This window comes from Saccharibacillus sacchari DSM 19268 (assembly GCF_000585395.1).
Classification (GTDB): domain Bacteria; phylum Bacillota; class Bacilli; order Paenibacillales; family Paenibacillaceae; genus Saccharibacillus; species Saccharibacillus sacchari.
Window position 1 is genome coordinate 4,493,007 of the sequence record NZ_KK073875.1, and the last position, 22,098, is coordinate 4,515,104.

Annotated in this window: 13 protein-coding genes; 3 read left to right on the forward strand and 10 right to left on the reverse strand. The window is 54.0% G+C overall.

What is annotated here, in order from left to right; translation table 11 throughout:
- Nucleotides 1–60: 60 nt before the first annotated feature.
- A complete protein-coding gene (gene aroC / locus SACSAC_RS19500) occupies nt 61–1,116 on the reverse strand; it encodes a chorismate synthase (RefSeq protein ID WP_037289457.1) in 1,056 nt (351 codons plus the stop codon).
- Between the two features lie 108 nt (nt 1,117–1,224).
- On the opposite strand from aroC, the gene SACSAC_RS19505 reads away from it, so the two are divergent.
- Nucleotides 1,225–2,115, forward strand: coding sequence for a LysR family transcriptional regulator (locus SACSAC_RS19505; RefSeq protein WP_037289459.1), 891 nt, complete (start codon nt 1,225–1,227; stop codon nt 2,113–2,115).
- A gap of 39 nt (nt 2,116–2,154) precedes the next feature.
- On the opposite strand, the gene SACSAC_RS19510 is transcribed toward SACSAC_RS19505, so the two are convergent.
- The 4 genes from SACSAC_RS19510 to SACSAC_RS19525 all read right to left on the reverse strand — a co-directional run bounded on the left by SACSAC_RS19510 (nt 2,155) and on the right by SACSAC_RS19525 (nt 9,376).
- Nucleotides 2,155–3,507, reverse strand: a complete 1,353-nt coding sequence (locus SACSAC_RS19510) for a serpin family protein (protein WP_051507268.1) — start codon at nt 3,505–3,507, stop codon at nt 2,155–2,157.
- Nucleotides 3,508–3,555: 48 nt separating this feature from the next.
- Complete coding sequence (locus SACSAC_RS19515; RefSeq protein ID WP_037289462.1) at nt 3,556–4,731, reverse strand: serpin family protein; 1,176 nt, start codon at nt 4,729–4,731, stop codon at nt 3,556–3,558.
- 51 nt (nt 4,732–4,782) lie between these two features.
- Nucleotides 4,783–6,072 (reverse strand): serpin family protein, encoded by a 1,290-nt coding sequence (locus SACSAC_RS19520; protein WP_156951045.1) that lies wholly within the window; start codon nt 6,070–6,072, stop codon nt 4,783–4,785.
- Nucleotides 6,073–6,244: 172 nt separating this feature from the next.
- Nucleotides 6,245–9,376, reverse strand: a complete 3,132-nt coding sequence (locus SACSAC_RS19525) for a PAS domain S-box protein (protein ID WP_051507270.1) — start codon at nt 9,374–9,376, stop codon at nt 6,245–6,247.
- A gap of 488 nt (nt 9,377–9,864) precedes the next feature.
- Between SACSAC_RS19525 and SACSAC_RS19530 the strand changes: the two genes are divergently transcribed.
- Entirely contained in the window at nt 9,865–12,159 is a 2,295-nt protein-coding gene (locus tag SACSAC_RS19530) for a hypothetical protein (protein ID WP_037289464.1), read from the forward strand.
- A gap of 505 nt (nt 12,160–12,664) precedes the next feature.
- Here the strand turns inward: SACSAC_RS19530 and SACSAC_RS19535 are convergent.
- The 5 genes from SACSAC_RS19535 to SACSAC_RS19555 form a co-directional block, all read right to left on the reverse strand.
- Entirely contained in the window at nt 12,665–13,153 is a 489-nt protein-coding gene (locus tag SACSAC_RS19535) for a NusG domain II-containing protein (protein WP_084778216.1), read from the reverse strand.
- A gap of 107 nt (nt 13,154–13,260) precedes the next feature.
- Nucleotides 13,261–14,085 carry an AAA family ATPase gene (locus SACSAC_RS19540; RefSeq protein WP_037289466.1) on the reverse strand — a complete coding sequence of 275 codons (825 nt, stop codon included), beginning with the start codon at nt 14,083–14,085 and terminating at the stop codon, nt 13,261–13,263.
- A 457-nt stretch (nt 14,086–14,542) separates the two neighbouring features.
- Nucleotides 14,543–15,733 (reverse strand): staphylopine family metallophore export MFS transporter CntE, encoded by a 1,191-nt coding sequence (cntE, locus tag SACSAC_RS19545; protein WP_037289468.1) that lies wholly within the window; start codon nt 15,731–15,733, stop codon nt 14,543–14,545.
- Nucleotides 15,734–15,835: 102 nt separating this feature from the next.
- Complete coding sequence (locus SACSAC_RS19550) at nt 15,836–17,449, reverse strand: amidohydrolase (RefSeq protein ID WP_245608667.1); 1,614 nt, start codon at nt 17,447–17,449, stop codon at nt 15,836–15,838.
- A 157-nt stretch (nt 17,450–17,606) separates the two neighbouring features.
- Entirely contained in the window at nt 17,607–19,562 is a 1,956-nt protein-coding gene (locus SACSAC_RS19555; protein ID WP_037289472.1) for a coiled-coil domain-containing protein, read from the reverse strand.
- Between the two features lie 486 nt (nt 19,563–20,048).
- Here SACSAC_RS19555 and thrS point away from each other — a divergent pair, with 486 nt between their 5' ends.
- The gene (thrS, locus tag SACSAC_RS19565; RefSeq protein WP_051507271.1) at nt 20,049–22,013 is read left to right on the forward strand and encodes a threonine--tRNA ligase; all 1,965 of its coding nucleotides are present in this window, start codon (nt 20,049–20,051) and stop codon (nt 22,011–22,013) included.
- Nucleotides 22,014–22,098: the final 85 nt, after the last annotated feature.

Below are 22,098 nucleotides of genomic sequence, written 5' to 3' on the forward strand. Positions count from 1 at the left end.
TTTTCGACAGAGCGAAGCAGCTCTATGACATATCGCAGAGCTGCTTTTTCGCGTACAACTTTAGTTTAATAGGGCGGCTTGGCGTTTGAAGTGGTCTTCGACAACCAGGCAGACCATGCTTTCGACGACGGGAATGATTCTCGGGCAGATGCAAGGGTCATGTCTGCCGACGGTAGAGATTTCCGTTTCGGTTCCGTCAACGGTCACCGTCTGTTGCGGCTTGGAGATCGACGAAGTGGGTTTGACGACGACTCGGAAGACAATGTCCGCTCCGTTGCTGATGCCGCCGATGATTCCGCCGCTGTTATTCGTCAAAAAGCCGTCGCTGTTCATTTGGTCATTATGCTCGCTGCCCAACATTTTCGCCGCCGCGAAGCCCGCGCCGAACTCGATCCCTTTGATCGCTCCGATCGACAACATGGCTTTGGCCAAGTCCGCATCCAATTTATCGAAAGCCGGTTCTCCGAGGCCGGGAGCTACTCCCCGTACGACGCATTCCACGATCCCCCCGCAGCTATCGCCTTCTATAGCCAACGATTCGATAAGCTTGACCATTTTCTCTGCCGCTACCGGATCGCAGGCTCTGACGGGGTTTTGCTCGATGAACGATTCGACAAACTGCTCGCATTGAATGCCGCCGATCTCCGACGTATACGCAACAACGGAGACGCCTCTTTTTTCAAGCAATTTTCGGGCTACGGCTCCAGCAGCGACACGCGCGGCCGTTTCTCTGCCGGAAGCTCGCCCGCTCCCCCGATGATCCCGGATTCCGTATTTTTTATGGTACGTAAAATCGGCGTGACCGGGTCGGAACGAATCTTTGATATCGCTGTAAGCGCTCGGCTGCATATCATGGTTAAACAACATGATGCAGATCGGCGTACCGGTCGTTTTGCCTTCGAAAACGCCGGACACGATTTTGATTTTATCGTATTCTTTGCGCGGCGACGTGACCGACGATTGACCCGGCTTTCTGCGGTCCATCTGAATTTGGATATAGGATTCTTCCAACTCCACGCCCGGAGTCGCTCCGTCTATAATCACGCCTACCGCTTCCCCGTGAGATTCTCCGAAAGTCGATATTTTCAGTCGTTCTCCAAATACATTGCCTGGCATGGCTACACATCCTTCTCGTTTTTCTGCTTACAAAAAGTATAGCGTAGTCTATACTATTAATGAAATTGATAACATTGTTATCTGCCATAGAGAGGGATGATAGCATAAATGCAAGTCAACTTGGAGTTCTATAAAGTTTTTTTGAAAGCGGCCGAGACCGGAAACTTGACCCAAGCGGCGGTCGAACTTCATATGACCCAACCTTCGGTCAGCTACGCGATCGGACAATTGGAGAAAAGCACGAATCTTGTTTTATTCCAACGTCTGTCCAAAGGAGTCAGGCTTACATCGGAAGGTCAATTGTTATATGAATCGCTCTCCAAAGCTTTTCAATACTTGGAGTTAGCCGAACAACAAATCCAATCGCTTAACGAACACAAAATCGGATCGATCCGGATCGGTTCGACCGGGGGAATCATCAAAAACATGCTGATGCCCGGACTGGATAAATTCCGCCACCAGTATCCCGGCATTCGCATCAAACTTCTGCAAGCCAAAACAAGCGAAATTTTAACCCAGGTCGAACAAAACAAATTGGACATCGGTTTTGTTTATTTGCCGATCAAAGCTCCGAATCTCATCATGAGACCTTTGAAATCGATGGAAAACGGCTTTGTGGTCGGAGAAAAGTTCAAATCTTTGTCCGAAATGCCTTTAACGACCGAACAATTGTTGGAGATTCCTTTGCTGCTGCTGTCGTCCGGAAGCACGACCCGAATTTTTTTGGAACGATGGTTTGCGGATCACGGACATCCAATATCCGCCGATATCGAGTTGAACAGCATCGATCGGCTGGTCGATTTCGCGAAACTCGGGTATGGAGCGGCTTTTGTCGGCACGTCTTTTGTCGAGAAAGAACTGGAACGCGGCGAGTTATTCGTACTGCATACCCGGGATCGGATACCGGCTCAAGAACTCGGCATGATTACGAGAAAAAATCAAACGCCGCTGATCCTCAGCTTTACCGAAACGTTATCCGCGCTGTTCAAGTCGCCTTGATTTTGACTTGAACTCCGGACATACACGGACGCCTTCTTTTCAATCTTCCGCCGGGTTGCCGACCTCGCCCATGAACACGATCGCTCCCGTCGTACGGTCGGTAATGGCGAAAAAGAACGGACGATTGAACTTGAGGTCAAACGGCGTTTGCGGAGCGGGGGCCGATGTGGTCTCGGCTCCGATCACGGTCACGGCAGCCGCTTCCGTGCCTTCTTCGTTCACTTCGATAAAGGTATCGTGCGTGACGAAGCTCACGAAAATATCACCGGGCTGTGCGCCGCCTGCCGCGAGGCCGCCGAGCTCGGCCTTCTGGTCACTGAAGGCGTCGACCATGCCGAGCGCGGACAACGTCGCGTTCAGCTTCAATTTGTCCTGAAGTTTGAAGCGCGGGAGTTCGAGGCTGCCTTCGTTGTCGGACAGTTCTTGGCTCCATGCGTTGAATTTAGGCAATTGCCGTTGTTTGAACTCATCCAGCGAACTGCTCTCGTCAGGCAAAGCAAGAATCATGCCGAAGTTCTTGGTTTCGCCATACGGTAAACGAACAGCTTCGAATCCTTCTCCGTCCAGATAAGCATACTCGCCGCTTTGGCGCATCGTCGGAATCTTCACTTCCTCGCCGCCTTCCGGATAAAAAGGCAGGTCTTCAGTTTGTCCTTTTTTGAACGGTTCGCTCCAATCGCCTTTAAAGTACATCGCGTTCATGAGCAGCAAAACAAGGTCCGGGCTGAGCGGCGCCTCGACGACTTCAGGAATCTTTCCGGCCGTGTTATCGGATGCCCATTGATTAATAGTGCTCGCGGCTTGATCGGAGGTAAAATCGATCGCTTGAACTTGCGCGCCGTAGCTTTTTTCCATCCGCTCCGCGTAATTTTTATTTACTTCAAAGCCTTGACGGCTCCATAATGAATTGGCAATATCCATCTTTACGGCAGGATCCGAGCCTCGCAGCAGGTCGCTCAGGATCATTTGGCTTTCGGCCAGCACTTCGGGCGACATCCCGTTCAGACGGAGCATGTCGTCCATTTGCTGAGCCGTCTTCCCTTCCGCTCCGTCTTTTAACATGGATAGCGCAATGCTGATTCCCGCGGGCGAGACCATTCGATTAGGCCCCGGATCCGCTTCGCCGGGCTCTTCTTCAAGCTCGGCATACAGATCCAAAGCAAACTTGTTCATCGCAGCGGCAAGTTCCGGGTTCGCGTCTTCGGCCTTATACGCGGAGACGTAGTTCGGCTCGGACGTTCCGTTCGAACATCCGGTTACCGCAATGACGGCCAGCAAGGAGCATAACGTCAGTCTTTTAAAAGCTTTTCCTGCTTTAAACTTCCCCGCGTTGCTTTGGCCCCGTTCTGTATCCAATCTCTTTTCCGAATTTGTCTGGTTTGAATTACGCATCTTCGATAGACCCCCTTTTTTGTCGGTCGCGCGCGTTTTTGTAAAAAATCAGAATTCCAACGGATTGCCGACTTCGCCCATGAATACGATCAGTCCTGTTGTTCGATCGGTGATGGCGAAGAAAAACGGACGGTTGAGCTTCAATTCGAACGGTTCTTCCGGCGGAAAGGCTGCGCCTGCGCGAGCGATGCCCGTTACCGCTGCCGCTTCCGTGCCTTCCTCGTCCACTTCGATAAACGTCTTATGCGCAATCGCCCCGATCGGTTGTCCGTTTCCTTGTCCCATGCCGCCGAAATCGAATTCAAGCGGATCGAAAGCCTTTTGGATGCCCAGACCCATTAATGCTTCGTTTAACCGCAGCGACGTCTCCAGTTTGAACTTCGGCAGTTCGACCGTTCCTCGCGCCGATGCAAATCGCTCATTCCATTCCGTCCATCTTGGCAGCTGCTCGGCATGGAAGTCTTGAAGCGTCCGTCCCGAATCGGGAAGCGCCAGCAGCATATCGAATGCCCGAGCTTCGCCATAAGGCAAACGAACAGCGCGGAACCCTTCCGCATCCAGATACGCGTAACGGCCGCTTTGCTTCATTGTCGGTACATCAACGCTTTTTCCACCCTCGGACTCCGAACTGAAAAATGGGCGATCGGTTGTCTGCGAGGGGTTAAACGGTTCCGACCACATTCCTTTGAAATAAACGGCATTCGCCAAGTAGCTGCTTAACCCCGACAACGTTCCCCCATCCACCAACTGATCGATTTTCCCATGCGTCGAATCGGATACCCACCGATTGATGATGTCTGCCGCCGCCGGTTCTCTAAAATTAATCTCCCGACTTTCCGCCCCGTAATGAACGCGCAGCGCTTCTTGATAAGTTTCGGACACTGGATGCCCCACCTGACTCCATAACGCATTGGCAATCTCCAACTGCACCGAAGGGTCCGCCGACGACAACCGTTCCCGCAAGTTTTGTTGAAGACTGCCAAGCGAAGCATTCTCATCAAGCACCGAACCCAATACCCCATCCATTTCAACGGCCGTCTCATCCAAAGCGCCTTCGCGCAGCATCGATAACGCAAATCCGATACTCGCAGGCGAGATCATCCGATTACGCAGGCTTGAGGATTCCGGCTCGTCTTGGGACGCGTTCAGTTTACCGAACAACCCGATTCCCAGCGCGTTCACCGATTGCACGAGCGATTCCAGCGGATTTGTTTGTTGCTTCATTGATTGATTGTCCTCCTTTTCCCTCTATCGCTTGCTATCGTTTCTATTCACCTATGACTCTGCCGGATTCCCGACTTCGCCCATGAATAAGATCAAGCCCGTCGTACGATCCATAATGGCAAAAAAGAACGGGCGGTTCAGCTGCATTTCGAACGGTCGGTCGGACAGTGAAGCGGATTCGTTCAATGCTACTACCGTTACGGCCGCGGCCTCCGTGCCTTCTTCATTAACTTCGATAAAAGTATCTTGCGTCACCTCGCTCACGAAAAGTCCGGCAGCTTCCTTGGCAATCCCGCCAAACTGAGCCTCATAGGGATCAAAAGCCGATTCCATGCCCAACGATTTAAGAACGTCATTCAAACTCATGGAGTCCTCAAGCTTGAACTTGGGCAGTTCCACCTGACCTTCTTGTTCCGCCAGTCGGGCGCTCCATACCGGAAATTCGGCAAGATGCTTCTTTTTAAAAGAGTCCAACGTCGCGTCTTCATGAGGAACTGCCGCGATCATGGCGAAGTTCCCGGATGTCCCGTAGGGCAACCGAATCGCCTGAAAATCTCCCTCGTCCGCGTAAGCGTAGCACCCGGTTTGCGACATTGTCGGAACTCGAACCCTTTCACCTTCATCTGTCGTAAACGGCTTCTCCTTCGTCAATGCCGGATCGAACGGTGTCATCCAACTGCCTTTGAAATAGAGCGCGTTCATCAGAAAAAGAACCGTGTTCGGATCGATCGGAGGGTCAATGACCTGCTCAATCTTGCCGTTCGTGTGCAGCGATGCCCATTCGTTCATGGTGTCGGCAGCCGTTTCCGAATTAAAATCCAATGCACGCGCTTGCGCTTCGTAACTTTGCTCAAGACGTTCGACAAAGCTCGGCTTCAACTGAAACCCCTCACGCGCCCACAAGGAATTGGCGATCTCCGTCCGCACTGAAGGATCGGCGGCCAGCAGAAGCTCGCGCAAAACCTGTTGCCCTTCACCAAGCTGCTCGGCATCGGCCTTCAACCCCAATACCCGATCCATCTCTTCAGCGGTTCGTCCTTCGGCTCCCGCTCTCAGCATGGATAAAGCCATACTCAGTCCCGCAGGCGAAAGCATCACGTTAGACTGCACGATTTCCTGTGAAGCAGCCCACTCCGCATACAAATCCAGCCCAAAACGATTCATGGCATGCGTCAGATCGCGATCGACATCATTCTCCCGATAAGCCGTAGTTCGAGCAGCAGACGTTTGACCAGTATCTATTTGCCTACTCCCGCTCTCTACGCAGCCAGCCAGAAGTCCCGTCGCAAGCAACGCGCTTATTCCCGCCCGTCCCCATCCTGCAAAGCCTGACCGTCTCACCTGTTCACCTCCTGACACCGCTGTTCAAAAAATCGCAGTCTTATATGTTTACCAACGCCACGTCATACGGAAATGTTGCTTAAATTAGAAAAGAAAGTGCGGCACTCATAAAAAAAGTCCCCTTTGCAAGCCTAAGCTCGCAATGAGGACTTCCCAAGCAACATGATATCCGCTAAAGCTTTTCCGAATGCGAATTTCCTTTCCCGAGTAGGCGCGTTCGGGCTATGTTCAGTACCCGTTCCACTTCGGACGCGGCCACGGGCTTGCTAATGAATTCATCCATCCCGCCGGAAAGACATCGTTCCACGTCCTCTTCCCGTACAAAAGAACTCACTCCCACGATCAACGGCGTTCGATCCGGAGGCAGCTGCGTACGGATGCGCGAAGCCGCTTCAACGCCATCCGCGCCCGGCATCCGTACATCCATGAAGATCAAATCGTAATCGCCGGAGATCGCCCGTCTGATTGCGCGTTCCCCGTCCTCGACCGTATCCGCACGGCAGTCAAATCGGGCGAGCATAGCTTCAAGAACCTTGCGATTCACCGGAAGATCTTCGGCAATCAGAATGCGCAAATCCTGACGCGGCTCCGGAGCCGGCGGCGCCACGCTCGGCTTGATCGCCGGCTCGACCACTTCTTCGATATCCGTGAGACCGATAAACGGCTTACCTTCCGTATCCGGAATCAAGAACCGAAGCAGGAAACGGAAGGTTGCGCCCTCCCCTTCTTCGCTCTCCACCGAAATCATTCCGCCCATCAATTCAACCAATTTACGGCTAATCGACAAGCCGAGTCCGGTTCCCCCATACTTGCGGTTCAAGATCGGATGCAATTGGGAAAAAGGCTGGAACAGACGATGCTGCAACTCGCTTGCGATTCCGATTCCCGTATCCGTCACCGCAAATTCGATCCAGACTTCGCTAGGGGCACGGAACGCTCTGGGAGTCACGCGAAGCGTCACGCTTCCCTGCTCCGTGAACTTGATTGCATTCCCGACCAGGTTAATCAATATTTGACGCAAGCGCTCGCTATCGGCAATCACGACCGAAGGCACGCGCTGAACCGATTCGTCGACGGCAAATTTCAAAGCCAGATTTTTCTCCGTCGCGCGCGGCAGGAAGAGTTGAATCACGCTGACCAGCACCTCGCGCAACTCCACGGGCCGAGGCTCGATCTCCATGCGCCCGGCCTCGATTTTGCTGATATCCAAAATCTCGTTCAAAATCTTCAACAACGCGTGGCTGCTCTCGGAAATGATATCGGCATACTGCCGCTGCTCCTGTTGAAGCTCCGTTTCGCGCAGCAAATCCGTCATTCCGATGATTCCGTTCATTGGCGTGCGCAACTCGTGGCTGACGGTCGACAAAAATTCGGACTTCGCCTGATCCGCACGCTCTGCCGATTCTTTTGCCCGGATAATTTCTTTCTCTCCGGTCACGTCGCGAAATACGAGTACGGCTCCCCGACGTTCATTACGATCCAGAATCGGCGTAAACTGGTAGGAAACGAGGAAGCTTCCGCCGTCTTTTCTCCAGAACACCGCTTCAGGCTGCGCATGCGCAACGCCGGAATGAAGAGCATCCAGCAGCTCTGCTCCGCCAGCCTGATAAGCGCTCTCCTGAGTTTGCGCCTGTCGCATCATTTCCGAGTAGGAGCGACCGATCGCTTCTCCGCCCTCATAACCAAGCATGGCCGCGGCAGCCGGATTGGTGAACATCACGCGGCCCGTCGTATCAAAGCCGATGATCCCTTCCGAGACTGTATTAAGCAGCAGCGAATGCTGGTAGCTGAGCGCTTCGATCTGTGCCGTATATTGCTTGCGTTCCGTGATATCGGTAATGATCGCATACACGCCGGACTGATCTTTTTTCGACCCGATCGGAACGTAAGCGACGCTGACGTCGCGCATTCGTCCATCGCGGCGATGGAACGTCGTTTCGAAAACGCGGGACTCCCCGTTGCGCGCAGCCTCGAAATGGTTGCGCGAAAGACCGGCGTATTTTTTGGGCTGAAGCATGCCGATTCGAAGACGCTGCATCTGCTCGCGATTATAACCGCACATGGCTTCCATGGCCGGATTGACGCTCAAAATGCGTCCTTTCATATCCAGGGATATGATGCCCGAATTATGGTTCATGAAAAGCGAACGATACTGGCTCTCGCTGCTACGCAGCTTCTCCTCGATGCGCACGCGGGCGGTCACGTCCTGCACGATGCCGATCACCTGCAAAGGCTCGCCGGTCGTACTGTCTTTGGACACTTCCCAAACGTCGTAAATCGTCTTTTCGGCCCCGTTGGGCAGTTTGATCCGATAAGTAATCTCTCCGTCGCGCCCGTTTTTCAAAATCCCGGCCACCACGGTTTCGAAACGTTTCCGATCCTCGGGATGGATAAGACGAAGCAGCGATTCCGTTCCCGACTCGACCCCGTTCACCGCATAATCGAAAATTTCCCGCATTTCCCGGGAAAAAGTAAGGCGCATCTGCACCAGATCCCATTGCCAGGAACCGATGCTGGCAAGCTGCTGGGCTTTCGCCAACACGACGTCGTTCATCTTCCGCTCGGTGATGTCGCGCGCAATAACCAAGATCCGGTTCACTTCGCCATTCGAGCCGCGAATAAGTCGAAACGAGGTATCCACCCAACGAACGCTGCCGTTTTTGTGCAGCACGCGACGTTCGAAGGTTTCGTTTTCCGCGTACAGCGTCCCTTCGATCGTCATTTTCGTGGCATCGCCGGAATGGTAAAACGCAGTCCGATTCCGTCCCAGCATCTCCTTCGGCGTATAACCCAAAGTCCGCTCGACCGAAGGGGACACGTATAATAACGTGCCGTCCGGCTTGCTGAAAGAGATCATATCGGGCGTGTTTTGCGTAATCAATTTATAAATCTCCCGAGTGCGATCCCCCTGATCGCCTACAGTAAGGTTGCGTTCGGATACGTCATCCATATAAACCAGGGCGAAAGGCGGTTCGCCGTCACCGGAAAGTTCGCACTCCACCTCAACCCATACGATATCTCCTCCGCTTCGCGCAAGACGGATCTCAATAGGTCCGAACGACCGTGGTTTCTTCTGCCATTCATCGAAGTAATCCAGAAGATCAAGCGCACTATCCGCCTCGGCGCGAAGCAATTGCAAATAACCGTCGCCCAGAAGTTCAGGAGCGGCTCGGCCAACGATCCGGCTTGCGGCCGGATTTGCACCGACGCATTTCCCTCCCAAATCGAGAATCAGGACACCGGTTGATATTTTGTTATATATGCGTGTATGCAGGGATGCGTTTGGAATATCGGACGAGGTCAAGTTCATTCTCCTTTAAAAGGCTCTTCAACAACATGCATGCAAGCGGCAAAACGTCCGGATCATTCGTAAATTCAGCAGGTCCGCTTCCTGAAGAAGCCAGCCTGATGAATTCACTCATACCCGGACAATATGCCGATTCGGCACGCTTATCAGCCTTACCGTTAAAAGTCTATTCTTATCTTTTACCCAAATCCGTAACCTTTATATCGAATTCGAGCCTCTATCCGTCAAATTTCGCGCTCAGTCGCTTTCTTGCAGCGCAATTTGTCAGGCCGGGTACGATTATAACATATACATCGTATCAAATAAGGGTTGGTATTTTAAAGATTGTTTTGGTGAATCGCTATGTAGAAATTTGTCGAAACTTTTGTCAATTCGATGTAAAGCGACGTAAATTCGGCTATAGTTAAAAGAACTAAAAAATTCGGATGATTTCCTTTTAAATCGGCTCATGCCGAAATGAACCTTTCATCCTGAAGGAGGAACCCATGAAACGAATCAAACCTTCTGCGGCGAAGACGTCCGTCTCATCCAATCGACCCCATAACGAACCGGATCTATCTTCTACATACACCTTAAGCGAAGAACGAGTTTCGGCAATGCCGATCCCTTTCCTATCGCCGCTCCTACGCGAATTAAATGAAACTTCCAAACGCAAAATGGCGCAAGTTCTTGAATTCTCTTTTGCCCGTCGAGGTGCTTATAAATGGCCCCAAGTTTTATTTGCCAAGTCGATGCTTGACCTATACTCCCAAGCTCGGGGCAGCCGGGAAATCAGACGCAAGCTGGCGGAGGCTGTGATTACAGCCATACGCCCCCTGCTCGATTCGACTGATCCGGCCTTTTCTCCGGAACAATTCGATGCGGATCCGGCAGATTGGACCCTGCATCATGGCAAGTGGCATTGTTATTGGGCGTTATATTTTTCCTCTTCGGCCGATCCGTTCGAAGAAGCCGGACGTCTGCGGCTTGAACGATTGGCTGCCGAAACGACCGTCGCATCTCCCGCTGCGGAGTCTCTTGCAGAGGCGACGGTTGCGCTTGATCCTCTGCCTTCCGACCTTCGCAACGAAGCTGCCGAACAGCGTCGCATCGAAAAGCTTAATAAGCGTATCGAAGCATTGGAGGAGCGGGCGCGCCGGGAAGAAGAGCGAGCACGACGATCAGAAAAGGAAACTTCGGATGCCAAACGCGAAACGGCCAAACTGCGCGAACATTTGAACCGGAGCGAACTGGAACTGGAAGCCGAACGGCGGTTGACTCATCGATTGACCGAAGAACGGGAGTCTTTTGCAGGACGCCTTGCCGAATCGAAGCGTCAGCACAAGCAGGATCGGAGCCGCCTCGAAGAAGAACTGGCCGAAACGAAACGGATCGCGGAAGCGTTGGAAAGTCGAATTCGAACGATGCAGACTGAAGCTGAACAGGAAGCCTTTGCGGGTACGGAAACGGAAGACCGTGCGGCTAACGATCTTCACGAGGAGCGTCCTTTTTCGAACTCCGACCGACCGCAGCATCAAGGAATTGCATATGCAGACCGGGTATCTCCTAAATCCGCAGTCAACATGGACGATGCAGAGAGCACGATCCATCGATTCGACTCCCTTTTGCGACGCGATCTGCGCGAAGCGGGAACCTCGTTGCCGGGCGGGCACGAACCCGGAGATCCCGAGGCGCGAACGCATATGCGTCGCATACTCGACTTGCTGGATGCCGTGGATGCTTACGTCGCAGGCCGAAGATTGGCGCGCGGCGTCGATGTATTGGCAGATATGCGTCAAATGCCACGGGATCCTTCGGTTCAATCCACGAGCAACCGCGGACAAGATTCGCTGGATCGCGAGGAACATCCAACTGTGCAAGAACTGCAAGCGGAAGCTGGTTCACGCGAAGATCGCGGCATGGCCGAAGCGCTGGAGCAATTCGAATCGAATGAACGTACAGAGGAAAACGGACAGTCCGGTACCTTCTATCGCAGAGACCATGGCGGTTATATCGTGCTCGAAGAAGGGGAAAGCTTCAACATTACCGAGTCGATGGTGTACAAGCATCAGCTTCAACATGAAGCCGAAGTGTTGTGCATACCGAGACCTGACGGTCATGGCGGAACGCAGTATGAAATCTCGCTGCTGTTCCAGGGGGATGATACCTTCTCCCCGGTTCGTCAGTACAACGGATATGCGGAGCAGGATGAATACGGAACCTGGTATGCGGTAGATATGAACGATGCGGACCGCCGTTATCCCATCCATACTCGGGATTTGGATATTCAGCGGCCCGTCGACGGCGCGCCTTGCATCTTCAACGTCGGCGAGGAAGAAACCGTTGCCCGTCTTGCACGGGTCTATCGAGACTTCTCTGCTCCGGATGCGCCGCAACGAAGAGAGTCTTCCGTATTGCGCTCTGCCTCCTCTTCTTCGTCTTCGAGCAAAACTAAACGCGAAGGCCGTAAAAATAAGCCTGAGCCGTTCTTGCAAGGCTGCACGGTCGTGGTCATGGGCGGGCAACGCAAATGGTTTGAAGATGTGGTCGTGGAAAGCGGCGCCGAATATGTTCATGAAAATGGTCTACGACCGGACCTCGTCGCCTCGGACTTGCGGCGGGCGCAGGCGCTGTTCCTGCTGATTACGTCGACGTCGCACCGCGCGTCTTGGGAAAGCGTCGAGCTGGCGAAAGCGGCGGAGATTCCCTACTTTATTATTCAGGGGTCGAAGTCGAATTTGCGCAGTATGTTGTGGGAGAACCGGGACGCGATCATGGAGGCGAACCGAGGCGACTTGTAGTTGTCGCTAAGGCGGGTAAAGAAGTTCCTATTCGCTGGGGGGAAGCTGGGCGGCTGCGGGGGAAATTCGCCTATCGCTTCGCTGAATAGGAACGACTTTACCGGACGCCGCAAAATAATGCCGCGTCGGTTAAAAGAGTAGGAAAAGAAAAAGAGAAAAACAACAAAAAGGATCAGGGTCGCTGCGGACCTGATCCTTTTTGTTGTTGCCTCAATCTTGCGTATCGGCAATAATCGGTTCTGGATTGGGGATTATCCTGCTTCATTGTTGCGAAAAAGCAAGAATTTATCGCGATATCGGCGAAATGAGTGATTGAGTGCCTAAATTGTTGCGTATACGCAGGAATGGGAGGCGAATCGACTTGTTTTGCCCGAAATTGTTGCTTTTATGCAACAATGAAATACTCTCCTGAGCATCAGAAACAGCGAACAATTCAAAGCCGTCCATTATTCGGGGATTTGAGGGGACGTATGTTGGAGCTCATCGAAATTCGGGTGGTCGTGGATCAAGGACTCAGCATGCCGACTACGGCGTCCAGGCCGTCGTCTCGGCCTTCGGGCGGGAGGACTTCGACGCGGACGCGGGTGGGAACGCAGACGATTTGTTGGTACGGGCGGGAAATGAAGCCCATGTCGAGTGCAATGCGCTTGGGGGCGTCCGAGTAGGTCATTCGGATGCCTTTGTCGTAAGATTTTAGCGTATTGTGGCCGAATTCGGTTTGGATGTCGATCTCTCGTTCTTCTCCGGTTAACGGTACGCGTTCGTATTCTTCGCCGTTTACGGTGATGACGGCGACCAGGGTATCGGCGGAAGCAGCAGCGTCGGCTTCTCGCCATTTTTGCCAGATCAATACGGCTCCGGCCAGGATTAAAATGGCGGCGATCAGCACAAAGTCGCCGCGTTTGATTTTTAGCTTGGGCTTGGTCGGTTTGGATTGCGGTTGAGGCTCGTCTGTAGGTTTTCCGGGTTCGGTAAATCGTTCTCCGTTGTCCATCTTTGTGCTCCTTCAAAATTTCTGATGACCTATTTTCGATCATGGGATCATAGATACGTGCTGAACGCTTATTGCTTGATTGCTATAACTTCCAGTTACCTACGCTTTTAAGAACGTGCCCCCACCGCCACCGGAGCCGGTGCGTATTCTTCGTAAGACAGGCCGATATGCGAGCCGTCCATCGGTTGCCGTTCGATAATCGCTTTGCGTTTGGCTTTGAGGACGATCTGCTCGATGTCGGCGAAGCTGCAACCGCCGAGCAGACGGCACGCTTCGGCTTCCGCGCCTTCTTCGCAGCCGAATTCGCCGATCAGCAAACGGATATAATCGCGGCGATCTTTTTCATCCGGCAGTTGGTAAGTCATTCGCGTATCGAAACGGCGCCAGATGGCCGGGTCCAACTCCGTCTCCAGATTCGTGGCGGCCATAAAAATGCTGCTGTCGCCGAATTCGTCCAGACATTGCAGCAGCGTATTGACGGCACGCGCCATCTCTTTCACTTCGTCGCCGCTTTCGCGCGTGCGGGCTACCGCATCAAATTCGTCCAGAAACAGCACGCACGGAACGACGGACGCATAATCGAAAATTTTGCGGATATTGCTGCCTGTCTCCCCCAGATGGCTATGGATCAACGCATCCAACCGCACGACGATCAAAGGCAGACCGAGCGATGCCGCAACGTGAAAAGCCGTCAGCGTTTTCCCCGTTCCCGGCGGTCCGTACATCACCACTTTGTTCGGAATCGGCACGCCGTGCTCGTTGAATTCTTCTCTCCGTTCCAAAATGGTCATAAACTCTTGCACGATGCGTCGATTTCGTTCCGGCAGAACCAAATATTTGACTTTCCGCACGCAATCTTTTGCCTCATATATCGTAGCCATGTCCGTGCCTTTGGATTTTGGCAGGCGCGCGGCTGTAGATGATTTGCCCATTCTTTTCCTTGCTCCTCTCGACGCCTCTAAATCCGAAGCTCATATCTGCATGTCAACTAATAGTAATCATTACTATTTAACTATGGAATACTCCCGTTGTCAAACGTTCTGTATCAAAAAAGCGCCTTTCAGGCGGATTCGAAATCCGACCAAAAAGCGCTTAGTATGAGAATGCCGACGCTTCGCATGTTGCGTCCGTCCAGACTGAAGGTCGGCTCATCGAGGATAAGAATATCCGGTTGCCCCATCCCTCCGGCGGCAAAAGCCAGTCGCTGCTTTTACCCGCCCGAGAGTGCAGCCGGATAGCGATCGCGCAGTTCCCAAAGTTCCAGCTCACGCAGAAAGCGTTCAGCTTTCCGCGCTCAAAGGCGCGTCTCTCACCGAATTTCTTTCTCCGTTTCGCTTCTTTTCACACGTTTATTTTATCATTCTAGAAAAATGAAGTTCGCTGTTCGTGCTAACTCGCGGCGATCTGCGCGTTCATCTTTTTGCCGTTTAAGGCTGCGACGATAAAAGCGATTAGGGCCAGTAAGGTGCAGCAGGTGAATACGGTTGAGTAGGACCAGGTTTGGGCGATCCAGCCGAAAGCTAGGCCGCCGAGGGCGAAGCCCAGGTCGTAGGAAGACATGAACAGACCCATCAGGGTGTAGCGGGCTTGGGTCGGCAGAGCGAAAGATAAATAAGTAGTCAAGGTCGGGTACAGGAAAGCGAGCGCCAGGCCGTTGAAGACGGCGGACAGGTACAAGAGGCTTCCAAGCATCTGCGGCACTGCAAGCATCTGTGTGCCGACGGCCGATGCTAGAAGGAGGCCCAAGATCAAGGCTGCGCTCCAGCGGCCGTCGGACGGGATTTTTTTGCGGAAAACAAAGCGGCAGACGACTACGGTTGCACCTTGCAAAGCCAAATAGATGCCGACGCTTCCGCTGTTTGTGGAGATGAGATATAGCGGTAAAAAGGTCGCGATAGCGCCGAATATACATGAGGTTAGCAGCATAATGAAGGTACTGATGCCGAGCGGGCGGCTGCGGCCGATTTCGCCGAACGACTCGAGTAGTCCGCGCAGTGTGTAGGATTGTTGATTCGCTGAGGCTTTCGGTAGCGGCAGCGACAATCCGGCTGCAATCGCTGCCAACGCCAACAGCAGCATCGCTCCGCCGAAAGCAGAGCTTCCTCCGCGTTCCCATAATTCAACGGCGAGCAGCGGACCGACCAGAGAAGGCAGCATGGTCGAGAGTGTGTACAAGGACAAGCCTTGACCGCGATCTTTATCTTCCAGTCGCTCCATGATTCCGGCCTGCATGGTCATGGAAAAGAATGCCGTCGCCGCGCCTTGCAGCGCTCGAAGCCAAATGTAACCTTCGACGCCGGATACGGCATAAAGCAGCAACGTTACCGCATGGACGACAAGCAAACCGCGCATGACCGCAAGCGGTCCGAATCGACCGATCCATTGACCGGCAAGCGGACGCAGCAGCATGCAGGTCAACATATAAGCGCCCATCATCAATCCGATGCCGCCTTGTTCGAGACCGGCATCGGCACTGCGCAAAGGCAGGGCGACGGTCAATACGGAATTAGCGAAAAAGAATAAAAAGGCAAGCGTATAGAGACGTATAAATCCCGCGGATGCGGGGCTGGTGCGATTCAATCCAAATCCTCCTTCAAACGGGGAGCGTACGCTCAGACTGCTATCGAAAGTTACGTTAGACGTTATCTACACATCGAACATACGATTCCCTTTTCCCGATGACTAAGCCCGATACGCTACTTGACCGTTCACGACGGTCATAAGCGCTTTGGCTTGCAGCAGCGAGGGTTCGCCTTCCGCGATATCCCGATCCAGTAGGGTAAAGTCGGCGGCAAAGCCTTCACGCAGTTGACCGCGTTCCTTCTCCTCGGCCGCGGCCAGTGCGCTGCCTTCGGTGAACAGCCAAAGCGACTGTTCCAGGCTCAAGCGTTCCTGCGGCAGATACCCTTCGGCGGGTTCGGCCAGATCCGGGCGACGACGCGTCATCGCCGCATGGAAGCCGAGCAGCGGATTCAGCGGCTCGATCGGCGCGTCGCTTCCGCCTGCGCAGATCACGCCCGCGTCGATGATCTTTTTCCAAGCATACAGATAATCCGTCCGATCCGGCCCTACCCGATCCAGCACCCACGGAAAGTCGCTGGCGACGAAGCGCGGCTGAATATCGGCAATCAATTGCAGCTTGGTCATGCGGTGCAGCAGCTCGGCATCCAGCACCTGCGCATGGATAAAGCGGTCGGGTAAATTCGTGATGCCTGAACCTGCGAGCGGAAACTTTTCCATCGCGGCAAGCGTCAGATCCGCCGCTCCGTCTCCGATCGCATGCACGGCAATCGGGAAGCCGAGCGAACGGGCGCGGGCGGTGAGCCGATGCAGCCGTTCCGCCGAATGAATCGCCATGCCGCTTGTGTGCGGAGCATCATGATACGGTGCGTTCAGCAGCGCGGTTCGTCCTCCGATCGCGCCGTCGGAGAAAATCTTGACCGCGCCGATCCGCAGCCACTCGTCGCCGTCGCCCGCCGTCAGCCCCAAACGCTCGGCCTCGTCCAGATAATCATGGAAAACAAGCTGATGCGAGCGGAACAAAACGCCTTCCTCGCGCAGCTCGCGGTGGATGCGGCGCATGATATCGATCCCGCCCAGATACCGAAGATCTTCGGTATGCGCGGCAGTCAATCCCAGACTCAGCGCATATTCGCAGGCGGCGCGGATTGTCGATTTTTTGGCGGCGTAATCCGGTTCGGGCTGCACGGCGATTAGCAATTTGCAGGCTTCTTCGTAGATCCAGCCGTTTAGCCCACCCGACTCGTCCCGACCGAAAGCGCCGGACGGCGGATCGGGTGTCTCGTCGGTCACGCCTGCCCGGCGGAAGGCTTCGGTATTGGCCAGAAACGCATGGAAACAAGTTCGCGTGAGATACAGCGGATGCTGCCCTGCCTCCTCATTCAATTCGTCAAGACTCGGTGCGAGCGCAGGCGAAAACGCATTTTCATTCCAATTCAATCCGAAAATCCAATCGCCGTCCGGCGTCTGCCGCGCACGTTCGCGAATTTGCCGAAGCATCTGCTCTTTGGACGAAGTGTCGGAAAAATCGAGCGCCGACAGCTTCATCCCCTGCATCGACAAGTGCATATGCGAGTCGGTCAGGCCAGGGAGCACATAAGCGTCGTTCCAATCGACTGTTTTGTAATCGCGTCCTGACAATTGCAGCTCCAAATCGCGCGTTGTGCCAACGGCTCGGATAAGGCCATTTTCCGTATAAACGGCGTTCGGACCCTGCGGTAAGGCATGAAGGCCGATTCGGCCGTTTTTAAACAAGGTTCCCTGGGTTCGGGTCAAGAGATTCATTCCCTTCTCGGTTCTATTCAGACCTATCCTTGAGTGTACCATGTAACGATGCGATAAATTCGATAAGCTTAAAAGCCGAACATCCGTTGAACGCGGTTGTCCGGCTTTTTGGGCATGATTCTGAACAAAGACGGGAAGACGTTGAAGTTTATAAATCGGCCAGTCCGTAGATTTTTTTCTCCAGCTTCTTTTTGTCTTGTTCCAACGCTTTGCTCGTCTGTTCGGAACGCTTCAATTCTTCCCGGTATTCGGCTTGAAGCTTGCCTAACCGCGAAATTTCGGTATCCAAGAAGCCGATCCGTTCCCGTTCCGCGGCTACGACATAGCGCTCGCCTTGTCCCCATTCCCCGTCGCTATGCAGTGCTTCGTCGGCCATCCGCTCCAAAATGCGATCCTGCTTACGGCGAAGATCCATTAGCGTCACGCTGGATGCCGCATAATTCAGCGTGTATTTGACCAGCCCTGTAAAGCCTTGTCCGCGCTCTTGACGGGACGATTCAGCATCACTCATGCGACGGCGATTCTCCGCGTACTCCTCCAACAGTTGATCGAAGGAGGCCGAGATATGCGGAAGCTGCATGCTGCTAACCCGGAGTTTATCGACCAGCGAGGAACGAATCTCCGTAATTCGCTGCTCGGAACCCGCACGCTCGGTTTGCGCCGCTTCCAATTGCTCGGCGCAGCTGGCGGATTCGCGCGTGTAATAATCGATTCGTCCGTTTTCTTCGTCCAAGTCGGCTTTTAGCGTACCGTGTTCTTCGGCGTGGGAACGCCACAATGCCAGCAGCGGCTCATAATCGGCTTCCAGTTCGTCTTCCGAGACCAGTTCCGGCAGGAACAACTGCGTCAACAACAACGGCACGCGTCTGCGCTGGGGATTCAGATTGCGATACATCGAGAGCGGCGCGCTTTTGCCTCCGCCCGGAATCACTTGCAGAAACGAGGGGCTTGCGGATACCGTCAAAAAGTCGATCCGGCGCCCGTACAATTCCTCGTTTTGGCCGAGTCCCAGCAGCCCTTTTGCCGAAGCCAGCAGCGTCATGGCCGTCTCGTAATAAGCGAAACCCTGCTGTTGTTCGAGCGCGGCAAGCAGGATTTTCACACCGCTTGGACGCGGAGGCGGAGCCGGCTCGGGCTGTTCGTCGGGCGGCAGCGTCGAAGCTTCCCCAGCAACGTCACCTTCGGCGTACAAGGATTCGCTTGAGGAAATCCGTTCAGATCCGAAATCCGAATCGAATTCAGCGGAACGGATCGAGGAATGGCTTGGAGCGTCGGACACTTCTTTGTCCAGCCGTACGCTGCCGATCGGCGCGTCCGCATCCAACGGCGAAGTCATCTCGATATCCGGCTTGAAACTTGGATCGAATCCGGGTACGTCCGATTGCTCCGCAGTCTGCGTAGAATCGACCGGCTCAGGTACAAAGTTCAACGGGTCCCGATCCCGATTCGCCGCTTCCGGCGATTCGGAAATTCCTTGCGTATTGGCTCCGATCCAATCTTCCAAATCGAAATCCGGTTCGGATGGCGATCCTTCCGCTTCCGCCGATGTCTGAAGGTCCGTATCGACTTGCGCCTCAGCCGTCTCCCAGAGTTCCGGAAGATCCGGCAGCAGCGAATCGACGCGCCGCATGTAAAGATCCCAATCCTCTTGAGACGCAGCGTCCAACAGCCGCCCCAAAACCTGCATCAACTGGACAATCTGATAATCGATCAAGGCTTCAAGTTCGCTCGCTTCAGGATGATCTTCCCGAAACGCCAGATAAGCCCGATCTTCTTCAGCAACGCCGATCTCGATATGCTCGACGATTCCCCCGGCGAATTCTTCCAACTCCGCGGCCGTCGTGAGCGGCATGCCGACCAGCTTGGCACGCTTCGCAAGCTCCAGCAAAATACCGAGCCGCAGATCGTCGTCGCTCCATTCACGGTAAGCCATCGCTTTTTCCTCTAGTTTTCTGGCAAAACGTTCCGGCTCGCGCTTGATCCAATCGCGGATTTTGGATACGAGCAACTCTTGCACCGCCGTATCGCAGCAAAGCACGTACATCAGTCGTAATTCGTCGCCCCCCAGCTTGCAGAGTGCCTGCGCAAATGTATGTCCGTACATGGTTACACCCCTTTTAGGCGAATATCTTCGTAGCTTCATTCTAACCGCTGTCGGGGGGTTCGTTCAAACTTTGTCCTTGACCTTTCTCAAATTGCCCTCTATAATCCAGTATCAATGAAACATTCGGCTTTGACCGAAGACAATATTCCCCGAGCGCACCGTCCAGAGAAAGAAGCGATTGCTGAGAGCTTCTTCGGAGAGCGGCCCGGAATTACCCCTTCGCAGCCGCGAAAGCGAACGCCATGTCCGTTGCCGATCCTGAGTGGATCCGCACGATGGCCGGTAGCTTCCGCCGATTGATCCCCGTTACCGGATTCCAAGTAAGGGTCATGACGATTCATCGGAGCATCCGCTTCGAAAGTCATGGCTGAATGAGGGTGGAACCACGAGCCGAGCGCACTCGTCCCTTTCCGGGAGAGTGTGCTTTTTGCGTTTTCCGGAAGATCGTCTGCGCTCGCCATCCCACAATACTTGGAGGAATGCAGCATGTCTCAATTATCCAATCTTAACGTCAATTCCGGTTCGAACGATCGCGAACGAATTGACATCACTTTCCCTAACGGCGATGTACGCCAGGTCTTATCCGGCATTTCGATTCTCGATATCGCCCGGTCCGCAGGAACTTCACTCGGCAAAAACGCGGTAGCCGCCCGTTTGAACGGTCGTTTGGTCGATCTGTGCGAATCCGTGCAGGAGGACGCTTCGCTCAAAATTCTGCTTCCGGCAGATGAAGACAGTCTTCCGATCTATCGCCGCAGCGCCGCCAATCTGCTTGCTCAGGCCGTGAAACGGTTGTACGGCGGCAATGCCGTGGTTCGGCTGGGAGACAGTCAGGTTGCCAAAGACGGCTTTTATTATGAATTCGAACTCCCTTCTGCGCTTTCCGCCGAAGACCTGCCCGCGATCGAACGCGAAATGCGGAAGATCGCCGAAGAGAATCTGCCGAGTCAGAGCCGGAAGATCAGCCGCGAGGAAGCGCTGGCTTTTTTCCGGGAGCGTAATGAATCTTACAAAGTCGAGCGGATCGAAGAATCCCAAGAGAGCTTGGAGTTTCGAATCTATGGGCAAGGCGAATTTGCGGACCTCTATCATGAACCGTTGCTTCCTTCCGCCGGACGGCTCAAAGCGTTCAAGCTGCTGAGCGTCGCCGGCGCTTATTGGAACGGCGACTCGGAGCGTCCGGTGCTTCAGCGGATTCAAGGTTCGGCCTTCCCGCGCAAAGAACAGCTCGACGAGCATCTGCTGCTGTTGGAAGAAGCCAAAAAGCGCGATCACCGCAAGCTGGGGCGCGAGTTGGAGCTGTTCATGTTTTCGGACGAAGCGCCGGGGATGCCTTTCTACTTGCCGAACGGGATGTCGCTTCGTACAGAGCTTGAAAACTTCTCGCGGGGCGTGCAGCTTCGCAGCGGCTATGACGAGGTTCGCTCGCCGTTCATGATGAACCGCCGCCTGTGGGAAGAATCGGGGCACTGGGATCATTACAAAGACAATATGTATTTTTCCGAAGTGGATGACGAAGCCTTCGCGCTCAAGCCGATGAACTGTCCGGGACATATGCTGATGTACAAAAACGAACTGCGTTCCTATCGCGATCTGCCGATCCGCATGATGGAGTTCGGTCAGGTGCATCGCCACGAATATTCCGGCGCGTTGAACGGGCTGATGCGGGTGCGGACTTTTTGCCAGGATGATGCGCATTTGTTCGTACTGCCGAATCAGATCGAAGACGAGATCGGAAAAGTGATGGACCTGATCGACCGCATGTACCGCGTGTTCGGGTTCGACTACCGGATTGAATTGTCCACTCGTCCGGAGGATTCCATGGGTTCGGAAGAGCTGTGGGACGAAGCGGAAAACGCGCTGCGACGCGTGCTGGAAGATCGCGGTGTCGACTATGTGCTGAATGAAGGCGACGGTGCCTTTTACGGGCCGAAGATCGATTACCATGTGTTGGACGCGCTCGGACGCAGCTGGCAGTGCGGCACAATCCAGCTTGATTTTCAAATGCCGGAGAAGTTCGATCTGTGGTATATCGGCGAAGACGGCGGGAAGCATCGTCCGGTCGTGATTCATAGAGCGATATACGGATCGATCGACCGCTTTATCGGTATCCTGATCGAGCATTACGCCGGAGCATTTCCGCTGTGGCTGGCCCCGGTACAGGTTCGCGTATTGCCGGTGTCCGCGCATTATGACGACTATGCGTTCGAGGTGCGGAAAATGCTGCGCGATGCCGGACTTCGGGTCGAAGCGGACATCAGCGGGAACAAACTCGGCTACAAGATGCGGGCGGCGCAGCAGGAAAAGGTGCCTTACGTATTCGTGGTCGGGGAAAAGGAACGGGAATCCGGCAGCGTGAATATGCGGCGGTATAACGGGGATGAACAGGTGCTGATGTCGCTGGATGAAGCGATCGGAGCGTTATTGGAAGAAAATCGCGAGCGGCAATGACAATCAGGCGTCCAACTAATAGGTAAATAAAAGGAAACGTTCAGGCTAATGCCCGAACGTTTCCTTTTTTGATGTCCAAGTTATG